The organism is Kitasatospora azatica KCTC 9699, from assembly GCF_000744785.1.
In the GTDB taxonomy this organism is placed as follows: domain Bacteria; phylum Actinomycetota; class Actinomycetes; order Streptomycetales; family Streptomycetaceae; genus Kitasatospora; species Kitasatospora azatica.
Genome location: NZ_JQMO01000003.1, coordinates 1658525 through 1681216, shown reverse-complemented (window position 1 = coordinate 1681216; position 22692 = coordinate 1658525). Strand labels below are relative to the sequence as shown.

19 protein-coding genes are annotated in these 22692 nt (G+C 72.6%); 4 read left to right on the top strand and 15 right to left on the bottom strand.

Annotated features, from left to right (window positions below; all coding sequences use genetic code 11):
* Positions 1-14 precede the first annotated feature (14 nt).
* The 5 genes from ffh to nsdA all read right to left on the bottom strand — a co-directional run bounded on the left by ffh (position 15) and on the right by nsdA (position 7581).
* Positions 15-1577, bottom strand: coding sequence for a signal recognition particle protein (ffh, locus tag BR98_RS18215; protein WP_035846041.1), 1563 nt, complete (start codon positions 1575-1577; stop codon positions 15-17).
* An 88-nt stretch (positions 1578-1665) separates the two neighbouring features.
* Entirely contained in the window at positions 1666-4107 is a 2442-nt protein-coding gene (locus BR98_RS18210) for a [protein-PII] uridylyltransferase (RefSeq protein ID WP_035846039.1), read from the bottom strand.
* 87 nt (positions 4108-4194) lie between these two features.
* The gene (locus tag BR98_RS18205; RefSeq protein ID WP_035846037.1) at positions 4195-4533 is read right to left on the bottom strand and encodes a P-II family nitrogen regulator; all 339 of its coding nucleotides are present in this window, start codon (positions 4531-4533) and stop codon (positions 4195-4197) included.
* The gene (locus tag BR98_RS18200; protein WP_035846035.1) at positions 4533-5861 is read right to left on the bottom strand and encodes an ammonium transporter; all 1329 of its coding nucleotides are present in this window, start codon (positions 5859-5861) and stop codon (positions 4533-4535) included. The genes BR98_RS18205 and BR98_RS18200 overlap by 1 nt, the downstream gene beginning before the upstream one ends.
* A gap of 262 nt (positions 5862-6123) precedes the next feature.
* Entirely contained in the window at positions 6124-7581 is a 1458-nt protein-coding gene (gene nsdA / locus BR98_RS18195; RefSeq protein ID WP_035846033.1) for a transcriptional repressor NsdA, read from the bottom strand.
* A gap of 318 nt (positions 7582-7899) precedes the next feature.
* Between nsdA and BR98_RS18190 the strand changes: the two genes are divergently transcribed.
* On the top strand, positions 7900-8595 hold the full coding sequence (locus BR98_RS18190; protein WP_035846031.1) for a bifunctional DNA primase/polymerase: 696 nt from the start codon (positions 7900-7902) through the stop codon (positions 8593-8595).
* 102 nt (positions 8596-8697) lie between these two features.
* On the opposite strand, the gene ftsY is transcribed toward BR98_RS18190, so the two are convergent.
* The 6 genes from ftsY to BR98_RS18160 all read right to left on the bottom strand — a co-directional run bounded on the left by ftsY (position 8698) and on the right by BR98_RS18160 (position 16544).
* Complete coding sequence (gene ftsY, locus BR98_RS18185) at positions 8698-9879, bottom strand: signal recognition particle-docking protein FtsY (RefSeq protein ID WP_035846029.1); 1182 nt, start codon at positions 9877-9879, stop codon at positions 8698-8700.
* A 47-nt stretch (positions 9880-9926) separates the two neighbouring features.
* A complete protein-coding gene (gene smc / locus BR98_RS18180) occupies positions 9927-13532 on the bottom strand; it encodes a chromosome segregation protein SMC (protein WP_051969896.1) in 3606 nt (1201 codons plus the stop codon).
* Positions 13533-13741: 209 nt separating this feature from the next.
* Positions 13742-13945 carry a hypothetical protein gene (locus BR98_RS18175; RefSeq protein ID WP_035846027.1) on the bottom strand — a complete coding sequence of 68 codons (204 nt, stop codon included), beginning with the start codon at positions 13943-13945 and terminating at the stop codon, positions 13742-13744.
* Positions 13946-14323: 378 nt separating this feature from the next.
* On the bottom strand, positions 14324-14602 hold the full coding sequence (locus tag BR98_RS18170) for an acylphosphatase (RefSeq protein WP_035846024.1): 279 nt from the start codon (positions 14600-14602) through the stop codon (positions 14324-14326).
* A 16-nt stretch (positions 14603-14618) separates the two neighbouring features.
* Positions 14619-15116, bottom strand: coding sequence for a winged helix-turn-helix transcriptional regulator (locus tag BR98_RS18165; RefSeq protein ID WP_051969895.1), 498 nt, complete (start codon positions 15114-15116; stop codon positions 14619-14621).
* 48 nt (positions 15117-15164) lie between these two features.
* Positions 15165-16544 carry a hypothetical protein gene (locus BR98_RS18160; protein WP_035846022.1) on the bottom strand — a complete coding sequence of 460 codons (1380 nt, stop codon included), beginning with the start codon at positions 16542-16544 and terminating at the stop codon, positions 15165-15167.
* 302 nt (positions 16545-16846) lie between these two features.
* On the opposite strand from BR98_RS18160, the gene BR98_RS36420 reads away from it, so the two are divergent.
* From BR98_RS36420 to BR98_RS18145, 3 genes are all read left to right on the top strand, one after another.
* Positions 16847-17443, top strand: coding sequence for a DUF6542 domain-containing protein (locus tag BR98_RS36420; protein ID WP_051969894.1), 597 nt, complete (start codon positions 16847-16849; stop codon positions 17441-17443).
* Positions 17436-19019, top strand: a complete 1584-nt coding sequence (locus BR98_RS18150; RefSeq protein ID WP_157537833.1) for an LCP family protein — start codon at positions 17436-17438, stop codon at positions 19017-19019. The genes BR98_RS36420 and BR98_RS18150 overlap by 8 nt, the downstream gene beginning before the upstream one ends.
* Positions 19020-19109: 90 nt before the next feature.
* On the top strand, positions 19110-20024 hold the full coding sequence (locus BR98_RS18145; RefSeq protein WP_035846020.1) for a hypothetical protein: 915 nt from the start codon (positions 19110-19112) through the stop codon (positions 20022-20024).
* 56 nt (positions 20025-20080) lie between these two features.
* On the opposite strand, the gene mutM is transcribed toward BR98_RS18145, so the two are convergent.
* The 4 genes from mutM to BR98_RS18125 are packed head-to-tail and all read right to left on the bottom strand — an operon-like array spanning position 20081 to position 22595.
* Positions 20081-20956: a bifunctional DNA-formamidopyrimidine glycosylase/DNA-(apurinic or apyrimidinic site) lyase gene (mutM, locus tag BR98_RS18140; RefSeq protein WP_035846017.1), complete on the bottom strand. Its 876-nt coding sequence runs from the start codon at positions 20954-20956 to the stop codon at positions 20081-20083.
* Positions 20957-20971: 15 nt separating this feature from the next.
* Positions 20972-21754, bottom strand: a complete 783-nt coding sequence (gene rnc, locus BR98_RS18135) for a ribonuclease III (protein WP_035846015.1) — start codon at positions 21752-21754, stop codon at positions 20972-20974.
* A 20-nt stretch (positions 21755-21774) separates the two neighbouring features.
* On the bottom strand, positions 21775-21948 hold the full coding sequence (rpmF, locus tag BR98_RS18130) for a 50S ribosomal protein L32 (RefSeq protein WP_030056747.1): 174 nt from the start codon (positions 21946-21948) through the stop codon (positions 21775-21777).
* A gap of 2 nt (positions 21949-21950) precedes the next feature.
* On the bottom strand, positions 21951-22595 hold the full coding sequence (locus BR98_RS18125; protein ID WP_035846012.1) for a YceD family protein: 645 nt from the start codon (positions 22593-22595) through the stop codon (positions 21951-21953).
* Positions 22596-22692: the final 97 nt, after the last annotated feature.

The following is a 22692-nucleotide window of genomic DNA, read 5'->3' as shown; positions in this document are numbered from 1 at the left end:
TGCGGGACCAGCTGCTACAGCAGGTCCTTGAACTCCTTGGGGAGGTCGAAGTCCGCCGGGCCCTTGCCCGCGCCGATGCCGAAGGCACCGCCCTCGACCGGCGCCTGGCCGGCGCCCGGGCCGAGCGCCCTGCGGGCGGCCGCGGCCTGCTCCTCCTGGGCCCGCTTGAGCGGGTTGCCGGACTTCTTGCGGCCCTTGGCGGCCGGGGCCTTCTTGGCCGACTTCTTGCCGCCGCCCATGCCCGGGATGCCGGGCATTCCGGGGATCCCCTTGCCGGAGGCCATCGCGGTCATCATCTTGCGGGCCTCGAAGAACCGCTCGACCAGGTTGTTCACCTCGCCGACGCCGACGCCCGAACCCTTGGCGATGCGCAGCCGGCGCGAGCCGTTGATCAGCTTCGGGTCGGTCCGCTCGGCCGGGGTCATCGACTTGATGATCGCGCCGACCCGGTTGACGTCCTTGTCGTCGATGTTGTTGATCTGGTCCCGGATCTGGCCCATGCCGGGGAGCATGCCGAGCAGCTTGGAGATCGAGCCCATCTTCTGGACCTGCTCCAGCTGCGACAGGAAGTCGTCGAGGGTGAAGTCCTTGCCGCCGCCCTGCAGCTTGGCGGCCATCTTCTCGGCCTCGGCCTGCGAGAAGTTCTGCTCGGCGATCTCGATCAGCGACAGCACGTCGCCCATGCCGAGGATCCGCGAGGCCATCCGGTCCGGGTGGAAGGCGTCGAAGTCGTCGACCTTCTCGCCGTTGGAGGCGAACATGATCTGCCGGCCGGTGACGTGCGCCACCGAGAGCGCCGCGCCACCGCGGGCGTCGCCGTCCAGCTTGGAGAGCACCACGCCGGTGAAGTCGACGCCCTCGAGGAAGGCCTGCGCGGTGGTGACCGCGTCCTGGCCGATCATCGCGTCGACCACGAACAGGACCTCGTCCGGGTTGACTGCGGCCCGGATGTCGGCGGCCTGCTGCATCAGCTCGGAGTCAATGCCCAGGCGGCCGGCGGTGTCGACGATGACGACGTCGTACTGCTTCTGCTTGGCGTACTCGATCGCGTCACGGGCGACCTTGACCGGGTCGCCGACGCCGTTGCCCGGCTCCGGGCCGTAGAAGGCCACACCGGCCCGGTCGGCCACCACGTTCAGCTGGGTGACGGCGTTGGGGCGCTGCAGGTCGCAGGCGACCAGCAGCGGGGTGTGCTTCTGCTTCTTCAGCCAGTGGCCGAGCTTTCCGGCCAGCGTGGTCTTACCGGCACCCTGCAGACCGGCGAGCATGATCACCGTCGGGCCGGTCTTGGCGTACCGCAGGCGACGGGTCTCGCCACCGAGGATGTTGACGAGCTCCTCGTTGACGATCTTGACGATCTGCTGGGCCGGGTTCAGCGCACCGGAGACCTCGGAACCGAGCGCGCGGTCCTTGACCTGCTTGATGAAGGCCCGCACCACGGGGAGCGCGACATCCGCCTCCAGCAGGGCGATCCGGATCTCCCGGGCGGTGGCGTCGATGTCCGCCTCACTGAGGCGGCCCTTGCCCCGGAGGTTCTTGAACGTCGCTGCGAGGCGGTCGGAAAGAGTGTCGAACACGTCGGTCGCGGGTCCCTTGCGGCATCGGTATGAGTACGGTCGTCGTCCCCCAGGGTATCCGCCCGCCCGGTGGACGGGCCCCACCCGGTCAGCGCAGTGCCTGCTGGACCTCGGCGGCGACCTGTCGGGCGGCGGCCGGCTCCAGCGGACGACCGGCCGGATCGGTCAGGTAGAAGGCGTCCACGGCGTCCGCGCCGAGGGTGCTGACGTGGGCGGTGCGCACCCGCACGCCGGCCGCGTCCAGCGCCCGGCCGATCCGGTGCAGCAGGCCCGGCATGTCGTGCGCGCGCACCTCCAGCACGGTGGCGGTGGCCGAGGCGCCGCCGGGCGCGACCGAGACCACCGGGGGCGGCGGGACGATGCCGCGCCTGCGCGGTGCGGCGGCGTCGCGCTCGGCGAGCTTGCGGCCGGGGTCCAGCGAGCCGTCCAGCGCGCGGCGCAGGTCGGCCCGCAGCCGGGCGAGCTCGGGCAGCTCGCCGAACTCGGCGGCCACCCGCCAGGAGAGCAGCAGCACCGGGCCCGCGCCGATCGGGTCCAGCTCGCGCAGCGTGAGCGAGCGGACGGTCAGCCGGTTCAGCGCCAGCACCCCGGCGACGGTGCCGAGCAGTCCGGGCCGGTCCGGGATGGCCAGCGCCAGTTCGACACCCATCGGCTCGAACGCGTGCGGGTCGTGGGTGGCCTCGGCCCGCAGCAACAGCGCCGGCTCGAGCGTTCTGGCCGCCTCCACGGCGAGCCGCTCCTCGTCCACCGAGGCCGCCGAACCCGCCTTGGCGGCCGCGGCGGGCGCCGCCTGCGGGTCGCCGGTCAGCACCGCGGCCACCCGGGTCACCAGGCCGGCCACCAGCGAGGCCCGCCAGGTGCTCCAGGCGGCCGGCCCGGTGGCGGTGGCGTCGGCCTCGGTGAGCGCGTGCAGCAGCTCCAGGTGCTGGGTGGTGCCCACCGTCTTGGCGATCAGGTCGACCGTCGCCGGGTCGTCCGGGTCGCGCCGGGTGGCGGTGTCGATCAGCGTCAGGTGGTGGCGGACCAGCAGCGCCAGGCTCTCGGTGTCGTCCTGGTCGAAGCCCATCCGCGCGGCCATGTCCCGCACGATCACCTCGCCGGCCTCCGAGTGGTCGCCCGGCCAGCCCTTCCCTATGTCGTGCAGCAGCGCCGCGACCAGCAGCAGGTCCGGCCGGGCCACCCGGCGGGTCATCGCGGCGGCCCGCACCGCGGTCTCGACCAGGTGCCGGTCCACGGTCCAGGTGTGCACCGCGTTGCGCTGCGGGCGGCAGCGCACCCGTTCCCAGTCCGGCAGCAGCCGCCCGATCAGCCCCTCGGCCTCCAGCGCCTCCCAGACCGGCACGCAGGCCTCGCCGGCACCCAGCAGGGTGACCAGCTGCTCGCGCGCCTCGTCCGGCCAGGGCACCGGCAGCGCCTTGGTCTCGGCGGCCAGCCGGCGCATCGTGGCATGGCTGACCGTCAGCCCGGCCTGGGCGGCGGCCGCGGCGGCGCGCAGCGGCAGCACCGGGTCGGCGCCGGGCCGGGCGCCCTGGGCGAGCACCGCCTCGCCGTCCTGCTCCACCACGCCCTCGGCGAGCGGTCGGCGCTCGATCGTGCCGCGGGCCACCGCGCCGGAGCCGCGCCCGGCGCCGGTGAACGGGAAGGAGAACGGGCGGCGGCCGCGCGAGCGGCGGGCGGTCAGCAGCCGGTCGACCGAGCGCCAGGTGACGTCGCCGGCGTAGGCGATGGTGCGGCCGGCCTGGTAGACCTGCCGCAGCAGGGTGTCCGCGTCCAGCACCCCGAGGGCGGCGGCCACCTGGTCCTGGTCCTGCAGGCTGAGCCGCTCGGTCGACCGCCCGGTGACCAGGTGCAGCGTGTCGCGGACATCGCTGAGCCACTGCCTGGCGTCGGCCAGGCCGTCCCGGGGGGCGTCGGCCAGCCAGGAGGCGGCGATCGCGTCCAGCGCGACCACGTCCCGCAGGCCGCCTCTGGCCTCCTTCAGGTCGGGCTCCAGCAGGAAGGCCAACTCGCCGTGCCGCTCGGCCCGTTCACGGCCGAGTTCGCGCAGCTCGGGCAGCCGCTGGGCGGCCCCGGCCCGCCAGTCGGCCAGGATCGTCGAGCGCAGTGCGGCGGTCAGCTCGGCGTTCCCGGCGATGTGCCGGGCGTCCAGCAGGCCGAGCTGCGCCTTGAGGTCGGTGGCGGCCACCGAACGGGCCTCGGCGAGGGTGCGGACCGAGTGGTCCAGCGCCACCCCGCTGTCCCAGATCGGGTACCAGAGCCGCTCGGCCAGCGCGGCCACCTCGCCGCCGTCGTGCAGCAGCAGCAGGTCCAGGTCGCTGCGCGGGGAGAGTTCGCCGCGGCCGTAGCCGCCGACCGCGACCAGGGCGACCCCGGCGGGCGCGCCGGCCTGGGCCAGCAGCACGCTCAGCCAACGGTCCGTCAGCTGGGCCAGGGCGGTGCGGCGGGCCTGGCCGGTCACCCCGGGATCGGCCAGCAGGGTGGCCCGGGCGGCCTGGAAGGCGGCGGGCTCGGACGAGTCGATCGTGGTCACTGCGGGCTCCCCGGGGTCGTGAAATGCCGTCAGCGGACCCGCGACACAGGGTGTCGCGGGTCCGCTCGATCGGTCTGTCTGCGGAGGCTAGAGCGCGTCGGGTCCGCGCTCGCCGGTCCGGACCCGGACCACGGTCTCCACCGGGACGCTCCAGACCTTGCCGTCCCCGATCTTGCCGGTTCGGGCTGCCTTGACCAGGACGTCGATCACATCGTCGGCGTCCTCGTCGGCGACGACGACCTCTATCCGGATCTTCGGGACCAGGTCGACGGTGTACTCGGCGCCCCGGTAGACCTCGGTGTGACCGCGCTGGCGGCCGTAGCCGCTGGCCTCGGTGACGGTCAGTCCGGCCACTCCGAAGGCCTGCAGGGCCTCCTTGACTGCGTCCAGCTGGTGGGGCTTGATGACGGCGGTGATCAGCTTCATCAGGCGTCGACCTCAGTCTTCGTCTCGGCGCCGGCGGGCACCAGGGTGGGGGCATTGAGCGCACGGGACAGGCTGGCCCCGACGGCGCTGAAGTCGTACGCCGACTCGGCGTGCTCGGCCCGGTCGATACCGGCCACCTCGATGTCCTCGGTGACCCGGAAGCCGATGGTCTTCTGGATCGCCTGACCGAGCAGCCAGGAGATCACGAAGGAGTAGACCGCGACCACCACGACACCCAGCGCCTGCTTGCCGAGCTGCCCCAAGCCGCCGCCGTAGAAGAGGCCCTGGGCGGTCTGGCCGACGTGGCCGGTGGCGAAGAAGCCGATCAGCAGCGAGCCGACCGCACCGCCGACCGCGTGCACGCCGACCACGTCGAGCGAGTCGTCGAAGCCGAGCTTGTACTTGAGGCTGATCGCCGCCGCGCAGATCCCGCCGGCGATCAGGCCGATGGCCACCGCGCCCAGCATCGAGACCGAGCCACAGGCGGGGGTGATGGCGACCAGACCGGCCACCGCACCGGAGGCCGCGCCCAGCGAGGTGAAGGCGCCGTGCTTGATCTTCTCGAAGGCCAGCCAGCCGAGCATCGCGGCGGCGGTGGCGACCTGGGTGTTCATGAACGCCATGCCGGCCACGCCGTTGGCGGCCAGCGCCGAACCGGCGTTGAAGCCGAACCAGCCGAACCAGAGCAGACCGGAGCCGAGCATCACCAGCGGCAGGCTGTGCGGACGCATCGGGTCCTTCTTGAAGCCGACCCGCTTGCCCAGCACCAGGCACAGGGCCAGACCCGCGACACCGGCGTTGATGTGCACCGCAGTGCCACCGGCGAAGTCGATCACGCCCTGGCGGTCACCGAGCCAGCCGCCGTGGCCGCCGTCGAAGAAGAAGACCCAGTGCGCGACCGGGAAGTAGACGAGGGTGACCCAGAGCGCGATGAACAGCGACCAGGCCGCGAACTTGGCGCGGTCCGCGATCGCGCCGCTGATCAGCGCGGGGGTGATGATCGCGAACATCAGCTGGAAGGCGGCGAACGCGGTGACCGGGATCGACCCGGTCAGGTCGTTCATGCCGATGCCGCGCATCCCCAGGTGGTCCAGGTTGCCGATCAGGCCGTGGAAGGCGTCGGTGCCGAAGCTGAGGGTGTAGCCGTAGAGCACCCAGAGCACGCTGACGATGGCCAGCGAGATGAAGCTCATGACCAGCATGTTGAGGGTGCTCTTGACCCTGACCATGCCCCCGTAGAAGAAGGCCAGGCCCGGGGTCATCAACATGACCAGGGCCGCACTGATGAGCACAAAGGCGGTATCGCCTGCGCTGAAGCCGTCCGGCATCGGCGGGTCTCCTCATGGTGAAAGCCGCTCCACCCTCGGGATTCCTGTCCCGTGCCACCCGGGGTGTCGGCGATGAAGAGGAGAGTGCCGAAGACGGGTTTCGGCCAGTGCGGCTCGGTGTTTCGCTGCCGTGACGCGGTTGACGCACGAGTTACAGGTGCGTGAACTACGGCCGTGCCATGACAGCTTGTGAGGTACGGTACCGCCGCACCACACCCGGGGTGCACGGACGATCACCCCGAGTCCACCGAACGGCCCAGCGCTAGACCGTCTCGTACTCAGGAATCTGGTCGACCACGAGTTCGGCCAGTCGATTGACGGCCGGAACCGAGCGGTAGTCCCGGTTGGCCGTCGCCGAGGTCTTGCGGACCCGGGTGTTGAGCCGCTCCGAGCGCACCTTGCCGGCGATCTCCACCGCTTCCTCGGCGATCACCGCGGCCTGCTCCGGCTCGCCCTGCAGCAGGTGCACGCTGGCCATGCCGACCAGGTTGAAGGCGTAGGAACGGGTGTGGTTCTCCATGTCCTCGCGGAACAGGTCGACTGCGGTCTCCATGTGCGGGGCGGCCAGCGAGGCGTACCGCGGACTGCGGCTGGAGTGGTAGGCCAGGTCCCGGAAGGAGTGCGCGTTCTCCGCGTACAGCTCGGCCTTGGAGAAGAACTTCAGCCAGTCCGGGTCGCCCTCGAGCGGGCCGGCGTCGGTGAAGGTGTCCTCGGCGAGACGGACCGCGCGGGCGCAGCGGTTGACCTCGCCGATGTTGGAGTAGGCCCGCGCCTCCATCGCGTACAGCAGCGCCTGCTGGCGCGGGGTGGCGGTGTCGCGGCTGCCGTACTGGGCCAGGTGGATCAGCTCCAGGGCGTCCTCGCCGCGGTTGAGGTGGATCATCTGGCGGCTCATGTCGGTCAGGATCAGCGCACCGAACGGGCGGTCGCCGGCCTCCTTGGCCGCGTGCAGGGCGAGCACGTAGTACTTCTGCGCGCTCGGGTGCATGCCGACGTCGTAGGACATCCAGCCGGCCAGGTGGGCCAGCTCGGCGGTGAGCCGGAAGAGCCGCTGGGTGACCTGCGGCGGGTAGGTCTCCTGGAGCAGGTCGGTGACCTCGTGCAGTTGGCCGACCACGGCCTTGCGGCGCAGGCCGCCGCCGTTCTGCGCGTCCCACTGGCGGAACATCACGGTGGTCTGCTCGAGCAGCTGCAGCTCGGGTTCGGAGAGCCGGCCGGTGTAGGGCTCGCCGCCGTTGGCGGCGGTCAGGATCGGGGTCGGGTGGCCGCTCGGGCCCGGGGTGAGCCAGCGCTGCATCGGCTCGATCAGCGCGGCGCCGGCGGTCAGGGCCAGCGAGGTGCCGAGGAAGCCGCGCCGGTTCAGCATCAGGTCGCTGCGCGAGTACTCACTGATCAGCTGGACCGTCTGCGGGCCGCTCCAGGGCAGGTCCACACCGTTGGCCGCGACGGTGGAGACCGGGACGGCCACCCGCAGGCCGAGGTCCTCCTCGGAGACCACCGAGCCGAACCGCTCGGAGAAGAGGTCGGACATGATCTTCGGGATCGGCTCGCGCGGCTGCTCGCCGTCCAGCCAGCGGCGCACCCGGGAGGTGTCGGTGCTGACGTGGTGGGCGCCCATCTGCCGGGCCTGGCGGTTGACCTGCCGAGCGAACTCGCCCTTGGACCAGCCGCTGCGCGCGAACCACGCCGTCAGTTTCTCGTTGGGCTGCTTCTCTGCCATTGAGGGTCCACCTGCTCCCGCCCGGCCCACTAGGAGCCTTACCACCTCGGTGTGTGCACCGAAAGTAGCGTTCCGTGAGCCGTCCGGGGATGGTTCGCCGGGAAACGCCACCATTCGCCACCCCCACGAGTGAGGCCGACCGAGCGCCAGCAGCGCTTCACTGGAAGTCGCCGGTCATGCGGCCGGAATATGCCGCACCGATCGGACGGCGCGCACCGCATACCGCGCGCCGTCGCTGCGAATCCCGCGCCACCCGAGAGAATTGACGGAACGTCACAGTCCCGTAACCGCCGGCAATCGAAATCTGTTGGGGGAGGCATGGACAACCTGTTCGGCGATCTGAGGTTCGGCTCCCGCCGCCGTACCCGCGCCACCGCGTGCCAGGCCGCAGCCGAGTACGCCGGGCGCTGGGGCTGGACGGTCGCCCTCGGCGGCCCGCCGGCCCGGGCACTGGTCGGGCCCTGCCCGTGCGGCCGCGCGCGCTGCGCGGCGCCCGGGCTGCACCCGCCGGCCGGCCGCACCGCCCGCGAACTGCCGCCGGGCGCCGCTCCGCACGAGGTGCGCGCACTCTGGGACGGCCAGCCCGAGGCCAGCGTGCTGCTGCCCGCCGGGCGCACCTTCGACGTGCTCGACGTCCCCGAGTCGGCCGGGCTGCGCGCCCTGGTCCGTCTGGAGCGGATGGGCACCCAGGTCGGACCGGTGCTCGCCGCGCCGACCGGCCGACTGCTCTTCTTCGTCGCCCGCGGCACCGCCGAGCGGCTGCCCGACCTGCTCTACCGGATGGGCTGGGACGACGCCGCCCTCGACCTGGTCTGCCACGGCGAGGGCAGCTACCTCGCCGCGCCGCCCACCGCGCAGGCGGGCCTGGGCCCGGTGCGCTGGCTGCGCCGTCCCTGCCGGGAGAGCGCGGCCCGTCCGCCGGAGGCCCGGCTGCTGCTCGGCACCCTGGCCTACGCCTGCCACCGCGGGCGGGACCGGGCGGTGGCCACCGAACCGGCCTGGCTGGCCTCCTGAAGAGGCCGTCCCCCCGAACAAGCCGTCCCCCGAGAATGCCGTCCCCCGAAAAGGATGTGGCCGCCTCCCCGATCAGGGAAGCGGCCACCGACTGACGGACCGTCAGTCGCCGATCAGAGCGTCCACGAAGGCGGCCGGCTCGAACGGCGCCAGGTCGTCGGCGCCCTCGCCCAGGCCGATCAGCTTGACCGGCACGCCCAGCTCGCGCTGGACCTGGACCACGATGCCGCCCTTGGCGGTGCCGTCCAGCTTGGTCAGCACGATGCCGGTGATGTCCACCACCTCGGCGAAGACCCGCGCCTGCACCAGACCGTTCTGGCCGGTGGTGGCGTCCAGCACCAGCAGCACCTCGTCCACCGGACCGTGCTTCTCGACCACCCGCTTGACCTTGCCGAGCTCGTCCATCAGGCCGGTCTTGGTGTGCAGCCGGCCGGCGGTGTCGATCAGCACGGTGTCCGCGCCCTCGGCGATGCCCTCCTTGACCGCGTCGAACGCGACCGAGGCCGGGTCGCCGCCCTCCGGACCGCGCACGGTCCGGGCGCCGACCCGCTCGCCCCAGGTCTGCAGTTGGTCGGCGGCGGCGGCGCGGAAGGTGTCGGCGGCGCCGAGCACCACCTTGCGCCCGTCGGCCACCAGCACCCGGCCGAGCTTGCCGGAGGTGGTGGTCTTGCCGACGCCGTTGACGCCGACCACCAGGACCACCGCCGGGCGGTCGTCCTCGTGCTTGGCGGTCTTCAGCGAGCGGTCCGCCTCGGTGCCGATCAGCGCGACCAGTTCCTCGTGCAGCAGGGTGCGCAGCTCGGCCGGGGTGCGGGTGCCGAGCACCTTGACCCGGGTGCGCAGCCGCTCGACCAGCTCCTGGGTGGGCGCCACGCCGATGTCGGCGGTGATCAGCGTGTCCTCGATCTCCTCCCAGGTGTCATCGTCGAGGCGGTCCCGGGAGAGCAGGGTCAGCAGGCCCTTGCCGATCGAGTTCTGCGAGCGCGACAGGCGCGAGCGCAGCCGGACCAGCCGGCCGGCGGTCGGCTCCGGCACCTCCAGTGCGGGAACCTCGGGGGTCACCTCGACCGGAGCGGGGAGCTGGACCTCCTCGACCGTCTGGACCGGCGCCTCACGCGGTGGCGCGGCCTCCTCGCCGACCTGGGGCTCGCTCGGGGTCGGCGGCGCGATGGTGGCCGTCGACTTCGGGGGCAGTTCCTTACGTCGTCTGCCGCTGACGACGAGGCCGGCGACCGCACCAACGGCGATCACGGCGATGACTACGGCAAGGATCACGTATTCCATAACCAGGCCAGTATCCGTGACCGGGAGCCGCAACGGGGGCAGGCGGCCTACACCGTCTGGGGCTGTTGCCGCATCGGTACCTTGCGCTCGCGGTGCTCATCGCGCAGCCGCTGGCTGATCACCTGGGAGATGCCGTCGCCCTTCATGGTCACGCCGTAGAGCGCGTCGGCGCACTCCATGGTGAGTTTCTGGTGGGTGATCACGATCAGCTGGGAGCTGTCCCGCAGCTCCTCCATGATCGCGATCAGCCGGCGCAGGTTGGTCTCGTCCAGCGCCGCCTCCACCTCGTCCATCACGTAGAACGGGCTGGGGCGGGCCTTGAAGATCGAGACCAGCATGGCGACCGCGGTGAGTGAGCGCTCGCCGCCGGAGAGCAGCGACAGCCGCTTGACCTTCTTGCCGGGCGGGCGGGCCTCCACCTCGACGCCGGTGCTGAGCATGTCGTCCGGGTCGGTCAGCACCAGCCGACCCTCGCCGCCGGGGAAGAGCCGCGAGAAGACGCCCTCGAACTGGGCGGCGGTGTCGTGGAAGGCGGCGGTGAAGAGCTCCTCGACCCGCTGGTCCACGTCGCGGACGATCTCCATCAGGTCGCGCCGGCTGCGCTTGAGGTCCTCCAGCTGCTCGCCGAGGAACTGGTGGCGCTCCTCCAGCGCGGCGAACTCCTCCAGCGCCAGCGGGTTCACCTTGCCGAGCTGCAGGTAGGCCTTCTCGGCCGCGCGCAGCCGCTTCTCCTGCTCGGCCCGGTCGTACGGACGGGGCTCGCCGGGCTGCTGGCCCTCCTCGGGGGCCGGTGCCGGGACCAGCTGGTCGGGGCCGTAGCCGGCCAGCAGTTCCTCCCCCTCGATGCCGAACTCCTCCAGCGCGCGGTCCTCCAGCTGCTCGATCCGCAGCCGCTTCTCGGCCCGCAGCACCTCGTCCCGGTGGCCGGCGTCGACCAGCTTGTCCAGTTCGTCCTTGAGTTCCCGGCCGCGCTCGCGGGCCGCCCGCAGCTCGCTCTCCCGGGCCGCCCTGGCCTGCTCCACCTGGGCCCGCTCGGCGTCGGCGCGGCCCAGCGAGACCTCCAGGCAGGCGAGCAGCCCCCGCGCGCCGGCCGCAACGGCGCCGGCCACGGCGGCCTCGTGGGCGGCCCGGCGGCGACGTTCGGCGGCCCGGGCCCGGGCCTCGCGTTCGGCGCGGGCGGCCCGGTCCAGGCTGTCGGCGCGGCCGGCCAGCGAGCGGACCCGCTCCTCATGGGTGCGGACCGCGAGCCTGGCCTCCAGTTCGGCCTGCCGGGCCTGGGTGCCGGCCTCGGCGAGGCGGTCGCGTTCGGCGGCGTCGGGTTCCTCGGCGCCCTCCTCGGCCAGCTCCTCGGCGGCGGCCAGTCGGGCGGCGAGCTCCTCGGCCGCGGCGTCGGCGGCCTGCCGGCCCTCCTCGGCGCGCTGCACGGCCGCCGCCGCGCGCTCGGCCTCGGCGGCCGCGGCCCGGGCCTGGCCGCCGAGGCGGCCGAGCGAGCCGGCCACCTCGGCGCGCTGCTTCTCGGCGCGGCGCCGGTCGACGGTGAGTCGCTCCAGCTCGGCGGCCTGCTCGCGGCGGTCCTCCTTGGCCTGGGCCAGCTGCTCGGCGAGCTCGGCGCAGCGGCCGGTCAGCTCCTCGATCTGCCGGGCGGCGGCGTCCACGGCGGCCTGGGTCTCCAGCTGGCTGGGCGCGCCGGCCGCGCCGCCCTGGCCGAAGCCGGGGCCGAGCAGGTCGCCCTCGGCGGTGACGGCGGTGAGCCGGGGGTGGTCGGCGAGCAGCCGGCGCGCGGCGTCGAGGTCGGCGACCAGCGCGGTGCGGGCGAGCAGCCCGCGCACGGCGGGCAGCAGTGCGGCGGGGCCGTCGACCAGCTCGGCGGCCCAGCGGGCACCGGCGGGCAGGCTCGGCTCGACGGCCGGGGCCGGTGCCGGGGTGTCGGGGGCGCCGGCGATCAGCAGCGCGGCTCGTCCGGCGTCCTCGGTGCGCAGCATGAGCAGCGCGTCGGCGGCGGCATCGAGGCCGGCCACCGCGACGGCGTCAGCGGCCGCGCCGAGCGCCGCGGCCAGCGCCACCTCGTGGCCGGGTGCCACTGTGAGCAGCTCGGCCGCCGGGCCGAGCACCCCGGTGAGCCGGTCGGCGGCGGCCAGCAGGGCACCGGTGCCGTCCTTGCGCCGCAGGCCGAGCGAGAGCGCCTCGTGACGGGCCGTCAGGGCGGCCCGCTCACGCTCGGCAGCACTTGCCGCCTCCCGCGCGCCGCTCAGTTCACGCTCCGCGCCGGCCAGCCGCTCGCGCGCCTGGTCGTGCGCCGCCTCCAGCTCCTCGTCCCCGGTCTCCAGCCCGGCCACCTGCTCGCGCAGCAGCTCGTACTCCGCGCCCGCCGCCTGGGCACGCAGCTCGGCCTCCTCGCGCGCGGCGGCCAGCCGGTCGATCTCCGCCTGCGCGCCGGCCGCCCGCGAGGCCGCGGCCGCGGCCTGGCCCTGCAGCCGGGCCAGGCCCTCGCGCCGGTCGGCGGCGGCCCGGGCGGCCGCCCGCAGCCGCTGCTCCTCCACGGTCAGCGCCCGCTCCAGCTCGGCGCGCCGCTCCACCGCCTCGGCCAGCGCGTACTGGGTCTCCTCCAGCGCCTCGGTCAGCGCCGCCTCCTCCTCGCGCACCCGCTCGGCCTCGGCGGCGAGTTCCTCGGGATCACGCCCGCGCCGCTCCTCGGCCGCTCCCCCGGTGCTCGCGTGCCGCACCCGGGCCTCGGCCAGGCCGATCGTGCCCCTGGTCCGCTCGGCCAGCGCGGAGAGCTGGTACCAGGCCTGCCGGCCGGCCTCCAGTCGCGGTCCGAGCTGCTCGACCTGCGCCTCCAGGACCGCTTCGCGCTGCCGGGCCCGGATGAGTTCCTGCTCCACGGTGGAGCGCCGCAGCCGCAGCGCCAACTCGTCGGCCACCTCCGCCTGCACCGCCTGGCGCAGGCTCAGCAGGTCGTCGGCGAGCAGCCGCAGCCGGGCGTCGCGCAGTTCGGCCTGGATGCCGGCCGCCCGGCGGGCGATCTTGGCCTGTCGGCCGAGCGGTCCGAGCTGGCGGCGCAGTTCGGCCACCAGGTCCTGCACCCGGTTGAGGTTGGCCGCCATCGCGTCCAGCTTCCGCAGCGCCTTCTCCTTGCGCTTGCGGTGCTTGAGCACCCCGGCGGCCTCCTCGATGAAGGCCCGGCGGCCCATCGGGTCGGCGTGCAGCACGGAGTCCAGTCGGCCCTGGCCGACGATCACGTGCATCTCGCGGCCGATGCCGGAGTCGGAGAGCAGTTCCTGGATGTCCAGCAGTCGGCAGGTGTCGCCGTTGAGCGCGTACTCGCTGCCGCCGTTGCGGAACATGGTGCGGCTGATCGTCACCTCGGCGTAGTCGATCGGCAGGGCGCCGTCGCTGTTGTCGATGGTGAGCGCGACCTCGGCCCGGCCGAGCGGGGCCCGCCCGCTGGTGCCGGCGAAGATGACGTCCTCCATCTTGCCGCCGCGCAGCGACTTGACGCCCTGCTCGCCCATCACCCAGGAGAGCGCGTCGACCACGTTGGACTTGCCCGAGCCGTTCGGGCCGACCACGCAGGTGATACCGGGTTCGAAGCGCAGCGTGGTGGCCGAGGCGAAGGACTTGAAGCCGCGCAGGGTCAGGCTCTTCAGGTGCACCCGCCCGACTGTATCCGCCGTGCCTCGGCGGTTTCACCCGGCCGGGCCGTGGGCAGCCTCAGGAAGAATTTGCTGAGCTGCTGTCAAGCTGGAGGAAACGACGAAGGGACGCCGGTAAGGGCGTCCCCGATGTTCGCGTCCCGAGGGTGATCGCGTCGGTGCGCGGCAAAATCGGCCGGTCGGATGGCCGGTCGATCTCGATTCCTGGATCAGGTGAGTGCGGGCTCCCGCTGTCCAAGACCGATGCTGTCGAGCAGTGAGTGCTCGTCAGCGACAGCGACGAGTGCGTCGTTCTCGGCCTGCATCCGAACGAGTTCGGCCTCCAGGTCCTGGACGCGCTGCTGAAGCCGCCGCATCTCGGACAGCATTCGCGGGTCGGGGCCGCCGACGTACCCGAGAAGCGCCTTTGCCATGATGTATGGTCCTCCACGCTGAGTGACCGAACCGGTACGGTACAGGTCGAGGGAAGGGGTGACGCACGCGCTGCACGATCAAGGGCAGTGCTGGCTGGGCACAAGAGGTCAAACACTGTGGATGTGCGGCCACAGGGCATGGCCCTGCCCGAAATCGCCGTCGCATGCGCGGGCTTCCAGGGTCTCACCAAAGACCGTACGGGTCAACACGATCACCGCGAGCTACAAGTGCTCTGTCACCTGCATGGCGGTCGAGTCACGCCAGAGGCAGCGGTGAAACCTCACCCCGTGTGGTGGATCACTGCTCGATGCGGAGTCAACCACGAGAACGCGACAAAGGCAACCCCTGAACGCCGAACGTTGGACATCGGCCTCGGGTCAGCGGATCGCGAAGGAGTCGTAGCCGTCACCGGTGGCGCTCCAGATCTCGGTCACCCCGCTCACCCGGCCCGGAGTGTCCGGACCGCGGAGCAGCGCGAGCAGGCGCTCGCAGTCGGCGTGGCTGCCTTCGGCCACCACCTGGACCCGTCCGTCGTCGAGGTTGCTGGCATAACCGGTCAGGCCGATCTCCAACGCGCGGGCCCTGGTCCACCAGCGGAACCCCACCTGCTGGACCTTGCCGCGCACCCAGGCGGTGACTCGGACGTCTTCGTACATCCCTTGACGATATCGCTCAGCCCACCGGGCCCTCGCGCTGCCAGCCGGGCGAGTGGATCTCCAGGCCGATCTCGCCCTGGCGGACCTCCTCGCCGCAGTCGCGGCAGACCCAGGCGGCGTCCAGCGCGTGGTCGTGGTGGCACAGGGTGACCGGGGGCTCGTCCACCGCCCAGCGGTCGCCCCAGACCAGCAGCGCCTGGGTGACCGGCGCCAGTTCTCGGCCGGCCTGGGTGAGGTGGTACTCGTAGCGGGCCGGCCGCTCCTGGTAGCGCCGCCGCTCCAGCACGCCGGCCTCCTCCAGGGCGCGCAGCCGGGCGGTCAGGCGGTCGCGCGGGGCGCCGGTGTTGCGGACGATCCGGTCGAAGCGGCGGTTGCCGTAGAAGATCTCGCGGACCGCGAGCAGCGCCCACTTCTCACCGAGGATCTGCAGTGCGGCGGCGATCGAGCACGGCCGGCCGGGCGGCGGGCCGGGCCGGCCGGCGGCGGAACCGGAGCTGGCAGTGTTGGCGGTCACGATGCCAACACTGCCATAGCGGGTTCTGTTCTCAAACCCGCTCGGGTGTCACCAGTCGCTGCCGCCGAAGTCCCCGCCACCACCGAAGTCCCCGCCGCCGTCGAACGAACCGCCGTCGAAGCCGCCGAAGTCGTTGCTGTTGAAGTCGCCGCCGGAGAAGTCGCCGCCCTCGTAGCTCTCGTGGCCGCCGCCTTCGTAATCGCCGCCGCCGTAGCCACCGCCGTAGCCGTAGGCCGGCGTACTGGAGAAGACCGAGCCGAGCATGGTGCCGACCAGCAGGCCGGGCAGCAGGCCGGATCCGTAGCCGCCGAAGTAGCCGCCCGCCCAGGGGCCGTAGGCCGGCCCGGCGTTCCAGTACGGCTGCGGGCCGTGCTCGGTCTGCACGGTGCGGATCGCCGGGTCCAGGCCGGCGGCCAGGCGCTGCGCGTCGGCCGCGCAGACCGGCACCGAGCGGGCCGCGCCACCGGCCGGCGCCCAGTCGGCGTCCTGCACCGAGGGGCCGTGGCGCGGGTCGAAGAAGCACGGCGGGCGGCGGTCCGGCAGCGGCCGGCCCTCGCGCCGGGCGGCCAGCGTGGCCAGCGAGAACCGGCCGTCCTCCAGGGCCGTGGTGACGGCCTTGACGTCCTCGGGCTTCTTGGCCTCGTCCATGGTGCGCTTGGCGGTCTCGTAGGCGTCCAGCGCGTGGGTGTAGTCGGCCCGCTGGGCGTCGTCGGCACCGGGGGCTCCCGGGCTGAAGTCCAGGCGGTCGAGCTCCTCGCCGAAGGCGGTGATGTCCTCGTCCACCACGACCTTCAGGGCGCGCAGCTCGGCGGCCAGCTTCTCGGCCTTGCGCTTGCGCGAGCGCCGGATCAGCAGGAAGGCGCCGACCCCGACCAGGGCCAGCAGGACCAGCGGCACCACGATCATCGCGGCGCTGAAGCCGGAGGAGCCGGGGGCGTGGCCCTTGACCTTGGGCGCGGCGTTGGTGACGAAATCGGTCAGTGTGCCGTTGATGTCACCGTGGTGGGAATCGGACGCGGCCTGGGCGTAGTTCCGTGCGGTCTGGCTGCTCAGCGCGGCGGCGTCGGCACGGACGTCGAACTGGGTGCCGCGCCAGACGGCGTAGACGCCGGTGATGCCGGCCTTGGTGCGCAGGTCCTGGAAGACCGTCCGGGCCGGGTACTGGTCGGTGGCCGGGACCACGGCGACCATGATCGGCTTGTCGGCGTCCTTGATCTTCTTGGTCAGGGCGTCGGCCTGGGCCTTCGAAAACTGGCCGGTCATGGCCGGGTCGACGTAGACCTTGCCTTGCTTGAGGGAGGCGGCGGCGTCGTCGAGTCCGCCCGCCGCGACGGCGGAGCCGGGGACGAGCAGGACCAGCAGTCCGAGCAGCGTCGCCAGGGCGACGGCCGGACCGCGTGCCCAGGAACGGCGAAGAACGATTCTCATGCACCAGACGCTACCGGGCCGCCCAACCGACCTGATCGGAGCACCCGGCCCGGTGCGGGGCGCCCGGCTGTCGCGCGAGCCGCCAACTACCGCATCTTGAAGGATGGTTAGCATGTCAACCAAGGCAGACCCAAGGCCGGACCAAAACTTGTTCTCTTACGCAAGTGTTACGTTCCCGGGATCGCGGAACCGTTCGATCCGCCCAAGTCGTCCAAACACTTGCTAGATTGCGCAACTGTCATATGCCGACGGCCGTCGGCTCGACCGCCGGGAACCCCGGCTGACCGGACGAGGTAGGGGACATGGCAGGCCAACGGGTGACCTCGCTCCCCGGCGAGGTCCAGGACGACGGGCAACCGCACCACCAGGCGCGCACCCCGCTGCCGGCGCCGCGCCGCGGCTCGGACGCGCCGCCGGCCCGGGACCGGCGGCCCCGGGCCGGCCGGGCCGCCGCCCGCTCGGCGTCGGGCCGGATCAGAACCCGCCGCCCGGCCACCGGCCCGACCCTGGCCGCCGCCCTCGGCCTGCCGGTCCTCGGCGCCCTCACCGACGAACTGCTCGGCCCAGGCCTCGGCGCGACCTACCAGGTGCTGACCGTGCTGGGCTTCGCCGCCGCCGCCTGGCTGGCCACCCGGGCCGGCTGGTGGTGGGTGCTCAGCGCCGTCGCCCCGGTGGTGCTGGTCAGCACCTGCGGCGCCGAGTACCTCGCCCGCCGCGGCCAGGACGACACCGCCAAGGCGCTGGCCGCCGACCTCGCCCGCTGGCTGGCCGCCGGGTTCCTGGTGATGGTGGCCGCGCTGGGCGCGGCCCTCGCGGTGGTCCTGCTGCGCATCGTGCTCGACAGCAAGCCCGAGAAGCTCGACCGCAAGCCCGGGAAGAAGGGCGCCCGCCATGGCTGACCGCTCCCCCGCCAAGCGCCGCTCGCCCCTGCTGGTGGCCGGCCGCACGGTGGCCTGCGCCACCTCGCTAGCGATCCTCGGCACCTGCGGCGTCACCTGGTTCGCCGTCCACTCGCTGCGCACCGGCCTGACCACCTCCAGCGCGCTGGACGACATCAAGAAGGCCGCCCCGCCCCACCTGGACAACTCGGTCAACCTGCTGCTGATCGGCCTGGACAGCCGCAAGAACATGGACGGCTCCGACATCGACGGCCAGTTCGTCCAGGACGAGCTGCACGCCGGCTCCAGCAGCGAGGTCGGCGGCTACAACACCAACACCCTGATGGTGATGCACATCCCGGCCAACGGCGGCCAGGTCACCGCGCTCTCCATCCCGCGCGACGACTACGTCCAGACGGTCGGCGCCGACGGGAAGATGCACAAGATCAAGGAGGCCTACGGGATCGCCAAGGCCAGCGCCGAGTCCAAGTTGGCCGGCAAGGGGCTCTCCAAGGCCGATCTGGAGCGGCAGAGCCGGGAGGCCGGCCGCCGGGCGACGCTGGCCACCGTGCAGAACTTCCTCGGCATTCCGATCGACCACTTCGCCGAGGTCAACCTGATCGGCTTCTACGACATCGCCAAGGCCGTCGAACCGATCACCGTCTGCCTCAACCACGACACCAAGGACCCGGCGATGGCCGGCCAGGGCTCCGGCGCCGACTTCCGCGCCGGCCTCAACACGCTCAACGCCTCGCAGGCACTCTCCTTCGTCCGCCAGCGGCACAACCTGGCCGGCGGCGACTTCGACCGGACGCACCGCCAACAGGCCTTCATCTCCTCGGTGGTGAAGAAGCTCAAGGACCAGGGCGTGGTCGGCGACCTCGGCAAGATGCGGCAGCTGTTCGGCGTGGTCAAGAAGGACGTGGTGATGGACGACCGGTGGGACGTGCTGGACTTCGCCCAGCAGGCGCCCAACCTGTCGGGGGGCCACGTCACGGCCAACACCCTGCCGATCGCCGGTTTCGCGACGATCAACGGGCAGGACGTCAACAAGGTGGACCCGGTCCAGATCAAGCGGATCGTGCAGCAGCTGATCGGACACGACCCCGCGCCGGCCGACAACCCGGTGGACGGCGGCTCGGCCGCGAGCGCGCCGCCCCCCGCGGCCGCGCCGAGCCCCTCCCCCGACCAGGTTGCCGCTTCGGCGGCCCGGGGCAGCGGCACCGTCGACGTGACCAACACCTCCGCGGTCGCGCACGCCGCCGACAGCGAGCTGAAGGCACTGGTCCAACTCGGCTTCACCGAGGGCCGCGCCGCCCAGGGCCCGCACCAGGCCAAGACCACGGTGACCTACGGCGCCGGGGCCAAGGACGGCGCCGAGCAAGTCGCGGCCCGGTACGGCGTGACCGCCGCCGCGAGCTCCGCCGTCAAGGCCGGGCACATCCTGGTCACCCTGGGCACCGGCTTCACCCCGCCCGGTTCGGCCGCGCCCTCGGCGGCCGGCGGCGCCGCGAGCTCCGCAGCCGCCGACCCGGCGGCCGGCCTGCCGATGCAGGGCCCCGCGGTGAAGATGGGCGGCATTCCGTGCGTGGACTAGGGCAAGTGCGCTGGTGGGACCGGGCGGGGGTTCTGTGAACTCCCGCCGGCAGGGCATAGTGGGACCAAACCCACCGCAACGGGAGTCTTTGTGATCATCGGCCTGGTGACCGCCGTCGCCGCCTCCACCTGCTACGGCGTCGGCTCGGTCCTGCAGGCTGTCGGCTCGCGCCGCTCGGCCCGCGAGGAGGCAGCGGCCGCCGACCGGTCACAGGTCACCGAGCACGGCGGGCCGAGCCTCAGCTCCACCGCCAAGGCCGTGGTCACCTGGGAGTTCATCCTCGGCACCGTGCTCGACTTCGTCGGCTTCGTGCTGGGCGCGCTCTCCGCGCGGCTGCTGCCGCTCTTCCTCTCCCAGACGGTGATCAGCGCCAACCTGGTGATCACCGCGGTGTGCAGCACCAAGCTGCTCGGCCTGCGGCTCAAGCGTGCGGAGTGGACGGCGATCGGCGTGGTCTGCGGCGCGCTGGTGCTGCTGGCGGTGGCCGCCGGTCCGGAGGGGACCGGAACCACGCCGATCGCCACCCACTGGTGGCTGCTGCTGATCTCGGTGGCGCTGATCGCGGGCGGCTCGCTGGTGGTGCGGCGGATGGGCACCAGCGGCGCGATCGTGGCCGGCCTGCTCTCCGGCCTGGGCTTCGGCGCGCTCGGCATCGGGGTCCGGGTGCTGAACGGCATCAACCCCTTCGACCTGGGCCAACTGCTCAGCGATCCGGCGCTCTACGCGATCCTGGTCGGCGGCCTCGGCGGGATGTACCTGCACACCGTGGCCCTGCAGATCGGCTCGGTGAACGGCGCCACCGCCGCCCTGGTGGTCGGCGAGACGGTGGTGCCCGGCGTGGTCGGGGTGGTCTGGCTGGGCGACGCGACCCGGGCCGGCATGGCCTGGCTCGGCGTGCTCGGCTTCGTCCTCGCGGTGGCCGGCGCGGTCGCGGTGGCGCACTACGGCGAGGGCGAGGGGGCCATCCAGCAGGAGGCCAAGGAGCCCGCCGCGGCGGCGAACTAGGACCTCGAACCAGGACCTCGAACCAGGGCCTGGGGCGAACCAGGGCCTGGCGCGGGCTAGTCGGTGCGCTGGCGCGGGACCCGCTGGCAGCGCGGGCAGAAGTAGCTGGAACGGTTCATCCAGGCGACCCGCCGGATCGGGGTGCCGCAGCGGTAGCAGGGCTCGCCCTCCCGGCCGTAGGCGTCCAGCGAGCGGGAGAAGTAGCCGCTCTCGCCGTTCACGTTGACGTAGAGGCTGTCGAAGCTGGTGCCGCCGACCGCGAGCGCCGCGTTCATCACGTCCCGGGCGTTGGCCAGCAGGGTGGCGGCCAGCGGACGGGTCAGGGTGGCGGTCGGGCGGTCGTAGTGCAGCTTGGAGCGCCACAGCGCCTCGTCCGCGTAGATGTTGCCGACCCCGCTGATCAGCGACTGGTCGAGCAGCGCCCGCTTGACCGTGGTGCGCTTGGCGCCCAGCGCGGCGAAGAAGGCCGCCTCGTCGAACCGCGGGTCGAGCGGGTCCCGGGCGATGTGCGCGAGCGAGGCCGGCAGGCCGTCAGGATCGCCCGCCTCGAACGACAGGGCTTCCACTGCCAGGTGACCGAAGGTGCGCTGGTCCACGAAGCGCAGTTCGCGCCCGTCGTCGGTGAACCGCAGCCGGACCCGCAGATGGGTCTCGTCGGGAGTGGCCGGGTCCTGCACCAGCAGTTGGCCGCTCATCCCGAGGTGCCCGAGCAGCGCGAAGCCACCATCGGTGAACGGCAGCCAGAGGTACTTGCCGCGCCGCTGGGCCGAGCCCAGGGTGGCGCCGGTCAGCCGGTCGGCGAAGTCGCCGCCGCCGGCTGCCTGTCGGCGCACCGCGCGCGGGTGCAGGACCTGCACCTCGGCGACGGTGCGACCGGTCACCCAGTTCGCCAGGCCGCGCCGGACCACCTCGACTTCGGGAAGCTCGGGCACGGCAGCTCAGCTCACTTACGCGGCAGGGGCGGCGGGGTTGTTGTTGTCGCCGTACTTGGCCTTGATGGCCCGCCAGGCGCTCTCGGCAGCCTTCTGCTCGGCCTCCTTCTTCGAGCGGCCGGTGCCGCTGCCGAAGGCCTCGCCGGCCACCTTGGCGGCCGCGTTGAAGGTCTTCTCGTGGTCCGGACCGGACTCCGCGACCACGTACTCGGGCACGCCGATGCCCACCGAGGCGGTGAGCTCCTGCAGGCTGGTCTTCCAGTCCAGGCCGGCGCCCAGCTGCGAGGACTCCGCGATCAGCGGGTCGAAGAGGCGGTGCACGAACTCGGTCGCCGACTCCAGGCCCTGGTCCAGGTAGATGGCGCCGATCACGGCCTCGACGGTGTCCGCGAGGATCGAGGACTTGTCGCGGCCGCCGGTGCCCTCCTCACCCTTGCCGAGCCGGATGAAGGTACCGAGGTCCAGGCCGCGGCCGACCTCGGCGAGCGCGCGGGAGTTGACCACCGCGGCGCGCAGTTTGGCGAGCGTGCCCTCCGGGACATCCGGGTGGATGCGGTAGAGGGTGTCGGTCACCACCAGGCCCAGCACCGAGTCCCCGAGGAATTCGAGGCGCTCGTTGGTGGGCAGACCGCCGTTCTCGTAGGCGAAGGAACGGTGGGTCAGGGCACGCACCAGAAGGGCGCGCTCGAGTACGTACCCGAGGCGCCCTTCCAGGACGTCGTATGCGGTCGAGGCCGGCCCGCCGCCCTTCACCCCGTTGCCGGGAGACGACTTGCGGGAGGAGTTACCGTCCGACATCGATCGATGCACCCCGCCGATCAGACCGAGAGGACCTGGCGACGGTTGTACGTGCCGCAGCTCGGGCACGCGATGTGGCCGAGCTTCGGCTCGTGGCAGCGGTCGCACGCCACGAGGGCCGGGACAACGGCCTTCCAGTTGCTACGGCGGTGGCGCGTGTTGCTGCGCGACATCTTCCGCTTCGGAACAGCCACGGCTACTTCTCCTGGTTCTCGGCGAGACCCTCACGGGTGTCGCTGTTCTTGTTCTCGTCACCCTCGTCGCCGGGGGCGGCGGAGAGTCCCTGCAGGGCCGCCCACCGGGGGTCGACGGCGTCGTGGTGGTGGTCCGGGTCGTCGCTGAGTCGAGCTCCGCATTCGGAGCACAGGCCCAGGCAGTCGTCCTGGCACACCGGCTGCAGCGGCAGTGCGAGCACCACCGCGTCACGCAGCACCGGTTCGAGGTCGAAGTAGTCGCCCTCCAGCCGGTAAGTCTCTTCCTCGTCCTCCTCGGAGGACTCCTCCTCAGCCGAGGCCCGGGTCCGGCCGCGCTCGTCGGTCTCCGGGTAGTAGTACAGCTCCTGGAAGTCCACGTCGAGGTCGTCCTCGACCGGCTCCAGGCAGCGCACGCACTCCCCGGTCACGTGGGCCTCGGCGGTGCCCGTGACGAGCACTCCCTCGACCACCGACTCCAGGCGCAGCTCCAGCGCGATCTCGCTGCCGGTCGGGACGCCGATCACGTCCACGATGCCGAAGCCGTCGGGCGCCTGGAGCGTCCGCTCGACCGTGCGCATCGAGCCGGGGCGACGGCCGAGCTCGTGCGTGTCGAACACGAGTGGGTCGCGGTGGTCGAGGCGGTTCACGGTTCCTGACTTCCTGGCGGCGGGCGCATTCCTGCGCGGCGCGGGTCTTGGCTGGGGTGGTTCGGTCCGCTGCGCTGGTGCGCGGGCAGCCGAACGG

Excerpts from the sequence above, each read along its gene's own strand:
- BR98_RS18205 (WP_035846037.1), bottom strand. The coding sequence starts at position 4,533 with ATGAAGCTGATCACCGCCGTCATCAAGCCCCACCAGCTGGACGCAGTC.
- BR98_RS18200 (WP_035846035.1), bottom strand. The coding sequence starts at position 5,861 with ATGCCGGACGGCTTCAGCGCAGGCGATACCGCCTTTGTGCTCATCAGT.
- nsdA (WP_035846033.1), bottom strand. The coding sequence starts at position 7,581 with ATGGCAGAGAAGCAGCCCAACGAGAAACTGACGGCGTGGTTCGCGCGC.
- BR98_RS18190 (WP_035846031.1), top strand. The coding sequence starts at position 7,900 with ATGGACAACCTGTTCGGCGATCTGAGGTTCGGCTCCCGCCGCCGTACC.
- ftsY (WP_035846029.1), bottom strand. The coding sequence starts at position 9,879 with ATGGAATACGTGATCCTTGCCGTAGTCATCGCCGTGATCGCCGTTGGT.
- BR98_RS18175 (WP_035846027.1), bottom strand. The coding sequence starts at position 13,945 with ATGGCAAAGGCGCTTCTCGGGTACGTCGGCGGCCCCGACCCGCGAATG.
- BR98_RS18170 (WP_035846024.1), bottom strand. The coding sequence starts at position 14,602 with ATGTACGAAGACGTCCGAGTCACCGCCTGGGTGCGCGGCAAGGTCCAG.
- BR98_RS18160 (WP_035846022.1), bottom strand. The coding sequence starts at position 16,544 with ATGAGAATCGTTCTTCGCCGTTCCTGGGCACGCGGTCCGGCCGTCGCC.
- BR98_RS36420 (WP_051969894.1), top strand. The coding sequence starts at position 16,847 with ATGGCAGGCCAACGGGTGACCTCGCTCCCCGGCGAGGTCCAGGACGAC.
- BR98_RS18150 (WP_157537833.1), top strand. The coding sequence starts at position 17,436 with ATGGCTGACCGCTCCCCCGCCAAGCGCCGCTCGCCCCTGCTGGTGGCC.
- rnc (WP_035846015.1), bottom strand. The coding sequence starts at position 21,754 with ATGTCGGACGGTAACTCCTCCCGCAAGTCGTCTCCCGGCAACGGGGTG.